At 69.3% G+C, this 10,228-nt stretch carries 11 protein-coding genes; 5 read left to right on the top strand and 6 right to left on the bottom strand.

The window, feature by feature from the left end; genetic code table 11:
* Both ACFWUQ_RS30010 and ACFWUQ_RS30005 read right to left on the bottom strand, forming a co-directional pair.
* Window positions 1-663 carry a potassium channel family protein gene (locus ACFWUQ_RS30010; RefSeq protein ID WP_384544294.1) on the bottom strand — a complete coding sequence of 221 codons (663 nt, stop codon included), beginning with the start codon at window positions 661-663 and terminating at the stop codon, window positions 1-3.
* Complete coding sequence (locus ACFWUQ_RS30005) at window positions 660-1,328, bottom strand: potassium channel family protein (RefSeq protein ID WP_384544292.1); 669 nt, start codon at window positions 1,326-1,328, stop codon at window positions 660-662. The genes ACFWUQ_RS30010 and ACFWUQ_RS30005 overlap by 4 nt, the downstream gene beginning before the upstream one ends.
* Before the next feature lie 207 nt (window positions 1,329-1,535).
* On the opposite strand from ACFWUQ_RS30005, the gene ACFWUQ_RS30000 reads away from it, so the two are divergent.
* Entirely contained in the window at window positions 1,536-3,590 is a 2,055-nt protein-coding gene (locus tag ACFWUQ_RS30000) for an APC family permease (protein WP_384544290.1), read from the top strand.
* A gap of 200 nt (window positions 3,591-3,790) precedes the next feature.
* Window positions 3,791-5,122 (top strand): class I SAM-dependent RNA methyltransferase, encoded by a 1,332-nt coding sequence (locus ACFWUQ_RS29995; RefSeq protein ID WP_384544288.1) that lies wholly within the window; start codon window positions 3,791-3,793, stop codon window positions 5,120-5,122.
* Between the two features lie 471 nt (window positions 5,123-5,593).
* On the opposite strand, the gene ACFWUQ_RS29990 is transcribed toward ACFWUQ_RS29995, so the two are convergent.
* Complete coding sequence (locus tag ACFWUQ_RS29990; protein ID WP_384544286.1) at window positions 5,594-5,743, bottom strand: hypothetical protein; 150 nt, start codon at window positions 5,741-5,743, stop codon at window positions 5,594-5,596.
* 241 nt (window positions 5,744-5,984) lie between these two features.
* Here ACFWUQ_RS29990 and ACFWUQ_RS29985 point away from each other — a divergent pair, with 241 nt between their 5' ends.
* A complete protein-coding gene (locus ACFWUQ_RS29985; protein WP_384544284.1) occupies window positions 5,985-6,206 on the top strand; it encodes a hypothetical protein in 222 nt (73 codons plus the stop codon).
* 264 nt (window positions 6,207-6,470) lie between these two features.
* Here the strand turns inward: ACFWUQ_RS29985 and ACFWUQ_RS29980 are convergent, their stop codons facing one another.
* On the bottom strand, window positions 6,471-6,779 hold the full coding sequence (locus ACFWUQ_RS29980; RefSeq protein WP_384544282.1) for a hypothetical protein: 309 nt from the start codon (window positions 6,777-6,779) through the stop codon (window positions 6,471-6,473).
* Window positions 6,780-7,065: 286 nt separating this feature from the next.
* On the opposite strand from ACFWUQ_RS29980, the gene ACFWUQ_RS29975 reads away from it, so the two are divergent.
* Window positions 7,066-7,503: an ATP-binding protein gene (locus tag ACFWUQ_RS29975; RefSeq protein WP_384544280.1), complete on the top strand. Its 438-nt coding sequence runs from the start codon at window positions 7,066-7,068 to the stop codon at window positions 7,501-7,503.
* 530 nt (window positions 7,504-8,033) lie between these two features.
* On the opposite strand, the gene ACFWUQ_RS29970 is transcribed toward ACFWUQ_RS29975, so the two are convergent.
* Complete coding sequence (locus tag ACFWUQ_RS29970) at window positions 8,034-8,525, bottom strand: hypothetical protein (RefSeq protein ID WP_384544278.1); 492 nt, start codon at window positions 8,523-8,525, stop codon at window positions 8,034-8,036.
* A 271-nt stretch (window positions 8,526-8,796) separates the two neighbouring features.
* Complete coding sequence (locus ACFWUQ_RS29965) at window positions 8,797-8,961, bottom strand: STAS domain-containing protein (RefSeq protein WP_384544276.1); 165 nt, start codon at window positions 8,959-8,961, stop codon at window positions 8,797-8,799.
* A gap of 1,109 nt (window positions 8,962-10,070) precedes the next feature.
* Between ACFWUQ_RS29965 and ACFWUQ_RS29960 the strand changes: the two genes are divergently transcribed.
* Window positions 10,071-10,228, top strand: a 158-nt coding sequence (locus ACFWUQ_RS29960; RefSeq protein WP_384544296.1) for a cold-shock protein, incomplete at its 3' end; no start/stop codon positions are given.

Genomic DNA, 10,228 nt, shown 5'->3' with positions numbered 1-10,228 from the left:
CTAGCGGCGGGCCTGGAGGAGGATCTCCAGCTGCTCCTCGCGGGCCTGCGCGGCCACGAAGAGCAGTTCGTCGCCCGCCTCCAGGGTCTCCTCCGCGTGCGGGGTGAGGACCCGGTTGCCGCGGATGATCGTGACCAGCGAGGTGTCCTCGGGCCAGCTGATGTCGCCGATCTGGGTGCCCGTGACCGAGGAGTCGGCCGGCAGGGTCAGTTCGACCAGGTTGGCGTCGCCGTGGCTGAAGCGCAGCAGCCGCACCAGGTCGCCGACGCTCACGGCCTCCTCGACCAGGGCCGACATCAGGCGGGGCGTGGAGACGGCGACATCGACACCCCACGACTCGTTGAACAGCCACTCGTTCTTCGGGTTGTTGACACGGGCCACCACGCGCGGGACCCCGTACTCGGTCTTGGCGAGCAGCGAGACGACCAGGTTGACCTTGTCGTCGCCGGTCGCCGCGATGACCACGTTGCAGCGCTGGAGCGCCGCCTCGTCCAGCGAGGTGATCTCGCAGGCGTCGGCCAGCAGCCACTCGGCGCGCGGCACCCGCTCCACGGAGATGGCGCTCGGCGCCTTGTCGACGAGGAGCACCTCGTGGCCGTTCTCCAGCAGTTCGCCCGCGATGGAACGGCCCACCGCGCCCGCCCCGGCGATAGCGACCCTCATGCGTGTGCCTCCTCAGGACCCTCGGCGAAGGCCTCCTCGACCTTGTCGATCTCGTCCGTGCGCATCATCACGTGGACGAGGTCGCCCTCCTGCAGGACCGTGGCCGAGGTGGGCAGGACGGCCTCGCCCAGGCGGGTGAGGAAGGCCACGCGCACGCCGGTCTCCTCCTGCAGCCTGCTGACCTTGTGCCCGATCCAGGCGGTCGAGGTGTGCACCTCGGCGAGCTGGACACCGCCGCTGGGGTCGCGCCACAGCGGCTCGGCGCCCGAGGGGAGCAGCCGGCGCAGCATCTGGTCGGCGGTCCACCGGACGGTGGCGACGGTGGGAATGCCCAGACGCTGGTACACCTCGGCCCGCTTGGGGTCGTAGATACGGGCGGCGACGTTCTCGACGCCGAACATCTCCCGGGCGACGCGCGCGGCGATGATGTTGGAATTGTCACCACTGCTGACGGCGGCGAAGGCGCCGGCGTCCTCGATCCCGGCCTCCCTCAGGGTGTCCTGGTCGAAGCCGACACCGGTGACGCGGCGGCCGCCGAACCCGGCCCCCAGCCGGCGGAATGCGGTGGGGTCCTGATCGACGACTGCGACCGTATGCCCCTGCTGCTCCAGGGTCTGCGCGAGGGCGGAGCCCACTCTTCCGCAGCCCATGATGACGATGTGCACGGCCGTCCTTCCGGCTGTCAGCGCTCGCTGGTTCCCAGCCTCATTGCATGCTCTGGCTTCACAGGGTCTCAGACCATGGCCCAAGCTACACACGGGCGGTCACGAGTGGAGGTTCTTGCGGCCCAGTCGGGGAGGAATTGCGGCGGGATTGCGGTGCGAAGGGGTGGGGGTTCGCTCCCTCCATTTCGAACGCTTACGATCCTCTCCGTGTCCAAACTGACCGACGTGCCCAAACGGATCCTGATCGGCCGGGCGCTACGCAGCGACCGACTGGGGGAAACCCTCCTCCCCAAGCGGATCGCCCTACCCGTCTTCGCGTCCGACCCGCTCTCCTCCGTGGCGTACGCCCCGGGCGAGGTCCTCCTGGTCCTGTCGATCGCCGGTGTGTCGGCGTACCACTTCAGCCCCTGGATCGCCCTCGCGGTCGTCGTTCTGATGTTCACGGTCGTCGCCTCCTACCGGCAGAACGTCCACGCCTACCCGAGCGGTGGCGGCGACTACGAGGTCGCCAACACCAACCTCGGGCCGAAAGCCGGTCTCACCGTGGCGAGCGCCCTGCTCGTCGACTACGTGCTGACCGTCGCCGTCTCGATCTCCTCCGGCGTGGAAAACCTCGGTTCCGCCGTGGATTTCGTCATCGAGCACAAGGTGCTCTCGGCGATGATCATGATTGTGCTGCTCACGCTGATGAATCTGCGCGGCGTGAAGGAATCCGGCAGCCTGTTCGCCATCCCGACCTACATCTTCGTCGGGGCCGTCTTCGTCATGATCGCTTACGGCGCCTACCGCGGCTTCGTGCTCGACGAGACCATGAAGGCGCCGACCGCCGACCTGGAGATCAAACCCGAGCACCAGGGACTGGCCGGCTTCGCGCTCGTCTTCCTGCTGCTGCGGGCCTTCTCCTCCGGCTGCGCCGCGCTGACCGGCGTCGAGGCCATCAGCAACGGCGTCCCCGCTTTCCGCAAGCCCAAGAGCAGGAACGCGGCCACCACCCTCGCCCTCATGGGCGGCCTGGCGGTCACCATGTTCTGCGGGATCATCGGCCTGGCCATGGCCACCGATGTGCGGATGGCGGAGCAGCCCAGCACCGACCTGCTCCAGGACGGGGTCCCGGTCGGCCCCGAGTACGTCCAGCACCCGGTGATCTCCCAGGTGGCCGAGGCCGTCTTCGGGGACGGCAGCCTCCTCTTCATCGTGCTCGCCGCGGCCACCGCGCTGGTGCTCTTCCTGGCCGCCAACACCGCGTACAACGGCTTCCCGCTGCTCGGCTCGATCCTCGCCCAGGACCGCTACCTGCCCCGCCAGCTGCACACCCGCGGCGACCGACTCGCCTTCTCGAACGGCATCGTGCTCCTCGCGGGCGCCGCCATGCTGCTCGTGTGGATCTACGACGCCGACTCGACCAAGCTGATCCAGCTGTACATCGTCGGCGTCTTCGTCTCCTTCACGCTGAGCCAGATCGGCATGGTCCGGCACTGGAACCGCCACCTGCGGTCCGAACGCGATCCCGCCGCCCGCCGGCGCATGCACCGCTCCCGGGCCATCAACACCTTCGGCGCCTTCTTCACCGGCATGGTGCTGGTGGTCGTCCTGGCCACCAAGTTCACCCACGGGGCGTGGGTCGCCCTGCTCGGCATGGTGATCTTCTACGGGACCATGTCCGCGATCCGCAAGCACTACGACCGGGTCTCCGCCGAGATCGCCGCGGCCGAGGGCCCGAGCGACGACAGCGTGCGGCCCTCCCGGGTCCACTCGATCGTCCTGGTCTCCAAGGTCCACAAGCCCACGCTGCGCGCCCTGGCCTTCGCCAAGCTGACCCGCTCCGACACCCTGGAGGCGCTCAGCATCAGCGTCGACCCGGTGGAGACCAAGGCGCTGCGCACGGAGTGGGAGCGGCGCGGGATCAACGTCCCGCTCAAGATCCTCGACTCCCCGTACCGGGAGATCACCCGGCCGGTCGTCGAGTACGTCAAGGGCCTGCGCAGCGAGAACCCGCGCGTCGCGGTCAGCGTGTACATCCCGGAGTACGTCGTCGGGCGCTGGTACGAGCACCTGCTCCACAACCAGAGCGCCCTGCGCCTCAAGGGCAGGCTGCTCTTCACCCCCGGTGTGATGGTCACCTCGGTGCCCTACCAGCTGGAGTCCTCCGAACTCGCCAAGCGGCGGGCGAAGAAGCGCCAGGACTGGAACGCCCCCGGCGCCGTGCGCCGCGGCCCCGTGGACACCCCCCGGCCGCCGAAGGACCCGGCCGGGAAGGCCTGACCCGGTCGAGGGGCCTGCCGGTCGGCAGGGCCTGACCCGGTCGGGAGGGCCTGACCCGGTCGGGAGGGCCTGACCCGGTCGGCAGGGCCTGACCCGGTCGGGAGGGCCTGACCCGGGTGGTGAACGGCCGGACGAGATCCACGTAAACTGGTGGGTCGGTCGTCCGGCCGTTCCCGTTTAGTTTTTGGAGTCTCCCCACCATGACCGAGCAGATCGAGAAGCAGTCACTGGTCGGGGAGGAGTACGAGGTCGAGGTCGGCCCCGTCGCACACGGCGGTCACTGCATCGCCCGGACCGCAGACGGCCGGGTCCTGTTCGTCCGCCACACGCTGCCCGGCGAGAAGGTCGTCGCGAAGGTGACGGAGGGCGACGAGGACTCCCGCTTCCTGCGCGCCGACGCGATCACGGTGCTGGAGGCCTCCAAGGACCGGGTGCCCGCCCCCTGCCCGTACGCCGGCCCCGGCAAGTGCGGCGGCTGCGACTGGCAGCACGCCAAGCCCGGCGCCCAGCGCCGCCTCAAGGGCGAGGTCGTCGCCGAGCAGCTGAAGCGGCTCGCCGGACTCACCCCCGAGGAGGCCGGCTGGGACGGCACGGTCATGCCGGCCGAGGGCGACAAGCTGCCGGCCGGACAGGTCCCGCAGTGGCGCACCCGCGTCCAGTTCGCGATCGACGAGGACGGCGTCGTGGGCCTGCGCAAGCACCGCTCGCACGACATCGAGCCCATCGACCACTGCATGATCGCCGCGGCGGGCGTCAGCGAGCTGGGCATCGAGAAGCAGGACTGGCCCCAGATGGCCTCGGTCGAGGCCATCGCCGCCTCCGGTTCGGGCGACCGCCAGGTCGTCCTCACCCCGCGCCCGGGCGGGCGCCTCCCCCTCGTCGAGCTGGACAAGCCGGTCTCGGTCCTGCGGGTCGAGGAGAAGGACGGCGGCGTCCACCGCGTCCACGGCCGCCCCTTCGTCCGCGAGCGCGCGGACGGCCGCACCTACCGCGTCGGCATGGGCGGCTTCTGGCAGGTCCACCCCCAGGCCGCCGACACCCTGATCAAGGCCGTCATGCAGGGCCTGATGCCGCGCAAGGGCGAGATGGCCCTCGACCTCTACTGCGGCGTCGGCATCTTCGCGGGCGCGCTGGCGGAGCGGCTGGGCGAGACGGGCGCGGTGCTCGGCATCGAGTCGACGAAGCGCGCGGTCGAGGACGCCCGGCACAACCTGACCGACTTCCCCCGGGTCCGGATCGAGCAGGGCAAGGTCGAGCAGATCCTCCCGAAGACCGGCATCACGGAGTGCGACCTGGTCGTCCTGGACCCGCCCCGCGCGGGCGCGGGCAAGCAGACGGTCCGCCACATCGCCGGCCTCTCGGCCCGCCGCATCGCCTACGTGGCCTGCGACCCGGCAGCCCTGGCCCGCGACCTGGGCTACTTCAAGGAAAACGGCTACCGAGTCCGCACCCTGCGCGCCTTCGACCTCTTCCCGATGACCCATCATGTCGAGTGCGTCGCGATCCTTGAGCCCGTCGGAAAGGGCCTCTGACCTGCGGGTTAAGGCAGTGTGCGTTATGTGCGGTGTGGGCGTCACGGGCGATATCTTGACGCAGATTTGACGCTCGTGACGCTCGTTTGACGCACGCCGTCGGCGATGCCTGACGGGGTGTCAGGCGTGAATGGGTGCCCCTCGCATCAGGTTGTGACTCTGCTGCGAGAGGTGCTCATTTTCGCTCCCGGTGACCCAACCGGCCCGTCCGTATCCGCCCTCTGGTCTTCCCTCGCTGAATACTCTCTGTGACATGGAGAGCCTTCTTAGCCGGGCCCGTAGGCGCTCCAACCTCGCAGGAACGGCTGCAGCTCGTCGGCTCGGGGGCATCCGGCAGGCGGAGCGTTCCGTTGAGTGGGTTCAGTCGTTGCACGTGGCCGTCGGCCCAAGCAATCCATGCCTTGGCAGCGCCTCTCGCCGGGCCATCCGGCAGGGCCTGTGCGGGGACGCGCGAAACGGCGATGTACTCGGTCAGACCCGCAGCGCGGCGCCATGCTTCTTCTTGCGGGTTGGCAGCCCCAGCCCCAGCAGGTGATGGCGCAGGTCGCCGGTATCCCAGGGCCCGGCTCGGCCACCGGCGAGCGGTATGCCATGGCGGGCTTCCGCCGGCTGATCGAACAACGCGCCCAGTCCTCACGGGACCTGGCGGACTTCACTGCCGGTTGGCTGCCTCCCGGTTGGCTGCCTCGCGCATAGAAGCCCGGCCGCACCCGCGCGACGGACTTGGACCGTCGAAGGTCGGGCGCGGCGTCGGCAAACGGGTACACCCCAGGCGCCCAGGGCGGCTGCGTGCGCACGGCGGGGAAGCGATAGACGGTGATGCCGGAATCAGCCCGGCACACCGCGAGAGAGGAACTGCACGATGGAGCAGTCTGAGCTGGAGAGCAAGGTTCAGGAGCTGGAGACGGCTCTGGCCGTCCAGGAGGCGACCATGGCCGGGGCGCAGGCCACGCAGGCGGCGACGCAGGCCGGAATGACCTCGACGTTCAGTGCGACGCACGCGGGGACGTGGTCGGTGATGGTCACCGGCAGTGTCGCGCTGCTGGTGGGAATCTTCCTCGGCATGGCCATCGCCAAGGACTGACCGGCCCTCCCGCCCTACCGGGAACGCGCCGTCTTGCTTTGCGCCGCCCCCTCGGCCCGGCCTCACGGCCGGTCGGGGGGGCGACTCGCGGTGAGGTGCCGGTGCCCGGCATCTGCCGGAAAGCGCCTCACAGAGAACGTTCCCCCTGGGCGCACGGGGAGATCGCGGCGGTCCTGGGATCACTCGTTCGCCGGTATCGCAGCGATGTGGCGCCCTGAGGATCGCTGCCCGCTGGGAACCGGCCCGTGCACCCGTCGGCCGGTGTCAGGAACCGTCGTAGTGGTCGCGGCTGCCGGACTTGGCCAGCCCTCGGCTGATCATGTAGCCGAAGGTGAGGATCACGATGTACAGCCACGCCCTGTCGGCACGGAAGTAGTCGAGGTGCCCCTCCTCGGTACCCACCACCATCGAGGCGATCAGGACCGCGATCACGCAGGCGATGTAGACGAAGAACTCCGTCGTCTTCAGAGCCGACTTCGTCTCGGTCGACAGGCGCCGTGTCCCGTGTCCGGACACGTCGGCACTGCCGGTCCGGCGGCCTGCAGGGGTGCCGCCCGGGTTCGCTGTGGTCATGGCAGCTGTCCAATCCGTTGAGTGGAGCACGGACCGCTCCACGAGTCGGGATCGCGCCCAAGATCGACGCCTCCCACCCAGCGACTACCCGAAAATCCGGGAGTAAGCGCCAAGTAAGGGACAAAGTGATCCAGTGGTTCTCCGAGCCCCAAAACCCTGCTCGGATTCTCAACGATCCGAACCGGCGCTCCGTCGGCCCTCACCGCCCGGCGAAGCCTTGTATGGCGCGCATGCCCCACAGGCCGCACCCGGCAGGCCGTCGCGGTTGCCGCTCGCGTAGCGGGGCATGCGCGACATACAAGGCTTCGCCGGGCAGAAGGAGGAACAGGTGAGCACCGTCGTCCTGGATCAGCCGCTGTCCCGTACCGCCCAACCCTCCGCTTCGGCACGTGACGCCACCCGCGCTTTCCTCGCCCGCGCAGGCCGCCTGCGGGCCCCCGCCGAGGACGGGAGCATGGACGCCGTGCTTCTGGTGGTGGCCGAGCTCGTCTCCAACGCGATCCGGCACACCATCGGCCCCTGCGCCCTGCACCTGGAACTGCTGGACCACTCCATCGACGTGTGTGTCGCCGACCGCAGCCCCCAGCCTCCCCAGCCGCGGACCCCCAGTACGGGCGGGAGCGGCGGGTGGGGCTGGTTCCTGGTCAAGCGACTCGCCACCCGCATCCGCATCACCCCGGGGCCGGAAGGCGGCAAGACCATCTGCGCGGAGCTTCCCTGGTAGTGGCGTCGCTACCGTCTCTGAGTGTGTACCCGAGTGCCCGCGCGTTAGCGGGACCCATGTTTCGGGCCCGCCCCCGCCCCTCCACGAAGTCCGGGTCGGTGAGATCGACGTCTTCGACATCCCTCGAGCCCGGGCGCGTATGGCCGGCCGGCCTCGGCGAGCGTGACGGACCGAGGCCCCTGTCGCCGCGACGCCGCCGCAGGCACCTGGACACCGGTCGTCGCCGAGGACGCCGTCGCGGCCTGCCAGAAGGCTCGCGCCTTCGCAAGGGAGAAGTACAAGAAACCAAGGACAGCTCGCACCTCGCGACCGCTCCGACCTCCGCGAACGGCTCCAGGCCCATCCCCTCAGGCACGCGAAGAATCGCACCCAGAGCCCGTGATCGAGTTGTTGGTGGCATGCGTCACCGGGCGGGTCAGCTTCATTCGCCCGATCGGGCGCCGCGCCTCCTGGCCATGACGAGTGTTTGCCTGCCTGCGGACTACGCCAGGCGACCTGAGCGCGACCCTGGAGGCGTGGCCCGGCATCTGCTATTGCGCACCTCGATCAGGTGCTGGAACGGCGGCCCCGGCCAGCCCCCTCGGCTTGGAGGCAGGCGGGAGGCAGGCGGGAGCGGCTTCGGTTGCGGGGCCGTGGGCGGTGGTGCGGGCGAGGACGGCGTCCAGGTGGCGGACGGCGTTCTCGGCGTCGGTGAACTCCTCCAGCGTGGGCAGGACGGTGCCCAGCGCGTGCTCCTGGTCGGCCTCCAGGGCGCGCCATTGCAGGACGGGGGCCAGGACGGCAGCGGCGCGCCCGAGGAACCAGGCGAGCTGTCCGTGGGTGTGGGCGGTGCCGACGGCCAGGACCGCGAGGGCCTCGCGCAGGTACTCAAGGCGCTCGATACCCGGCAGCGCCTCCTGCGATGCAGCCGTGCCCACGAACGCCTGAAGCCGGGTGGCGGTGGTGCGGGCCAGGGCGGTATCGGCCTCGGACAGCTGCCATTGGCCGGCGCTGGCCTGCCTTGCCACCTGCGCAGTCAGCACGGCGGCCTGCGCTCCTATGCGCGTACTGGCCGGTGCAGCGTCGGGGGCAGGAGCGGGCTCGCCCGCGCCCTGGGTCCATGGGATCTGCCCTGTGGGCCCAGCTTTGCCCCCGCGTGCGGGTCCCCGTGCGGGGCGTGGCCGGTACCGCGGACGCTGCGGCCACAACATCGAAGACGGCACGGGTGCCGGTGAGGTCGAGGAGACGGGCGACCTGCGGACTCAGGTCCGTGAGGGCGAACAAGACATCCGCCTCAGCGGCGGCCCGGCGGGCTCACAGAAGCTGGTTGAGGCCGGCGCACCCGCAGAACCGCAGGCCGGAGCAGTCGACGGTAAGGGCGCGCGGAACGGGCAGGTCGTGGAGGGCGGCGTTCAAGGCTTGGGCGAGGGCCGGTTCGGTGTCGAGGTCGGCTTCGCCCATCAGGCGGACAGTCAGCACACGCGTTCCCGGGGGGCCTACCTGCCGGTGGAAGCTCAGCGCTGACCTCGCCAGATCAGGCGCGAGGGTCGCCGTTTCGTGCCCATGAGTCACCGGAGTGATGCGTTGCATGGTGCCCGTCCTGCCGGTCGGAGCCCTCCATCACCCCTGCGCGGGAGGGGTGAAAGTGCGCGGCCGAAAGAGGCCGCACGTCGAGGAGGTCCGTACCGGAAGCACCCTCTCCGTGGAGGACGCGGCAGCGCGGGAGTCGCCAACGGCTACTCCCAAACTACCCCTGACACGAACACCTGACCCCGGGGTCGCCGTGATCCCCGCCGCATGCTTCGCCGCCGGCCGGACCGCGACGGTCCCTGAGTCGCTCATACCGCGGCGTCCAGCCTTCAGGGCTCTGACCTGCTGTTACCTTCCACCTGTTTTCGTTGCATCTGTTTCTGACGACCCATCATGTCGAGTGCGTCGCAATCCTTGAGCCGATCGCGAAGGGCGCCTGACCTGCGGGTGAGGGCAGTAGGTGTAATCGTCAGTGATGCCTGACGGGTCATAAGCCGTGAAAGGGTGTCTCTCGCAACAGGTTCTGGGCCTGCTGCGGGAGGCACCCTTTTTCGGATCCTGTTCGCACGGCCCGGACCTCCGGTCCTGTCCGCAACGCCGGGTACACCCCTGGCCGCTGCGGAGGTGTGAGGTGTGGTGGGGAAGTACCCGCGTCGGTCCGGACGTTTGTTGGAACTGCGGTCCGGTGGCCGGTCCGTGGTGCTGAGCCGTGGCCCGCCGCCGCAGGCCTGCGTGTGCGGGTGAGCCCGGTGCTCGGCGGCCGCTGCGGGGAGGGTCAAATCTGTAGCCGTGAGGTGAGGGTTTTCCGCGTATATAAGTGAGGGTTCTTGTCGAGGGGGACCTAAGGAAATAGCTTTACGTGCGGGGGGCGCTCCGGCGTGCTACTGTCGATCCCAGTTGCAGTCTTGGTTCGCAAAAATTCAAGCACTTCTCTCGCGGCGCTCTTTGCTCGCTGGATGTGCTTTGCATTTCCGCCGATTTTCCGGTCGGGGCAATCATCGCGGCGACTCCGAAATTGCACAGTGTAATTTCGGGCACTGCCCCAAAGGAGAATTAATATGGCATCTGGCACCGTGAAGTGGTTCAACGCGGAAAAGGGCTTCGGCTTCATCGAGCAGGACGGTGGCGGCGCTGACGTGTTCGCCCACTACTCGAACATCGCCGCTTCCGGCTTCCGTGAGCTTCAGGAAGGCCAGAAGGTTACCTTCGACGTCAC

The sequence above is a fragment of the Streptomyces sp. NPDC058662 genome (assembly GCF_042716255.1).
GTDB lineage: Bacteria > Actinomycetota > Actinomycetes > Streptomycetales > Streptomycetaceae > Streptomyces.
This window is presented reverse-complemented; position numbering and strand designations above follow the sequence as displayed.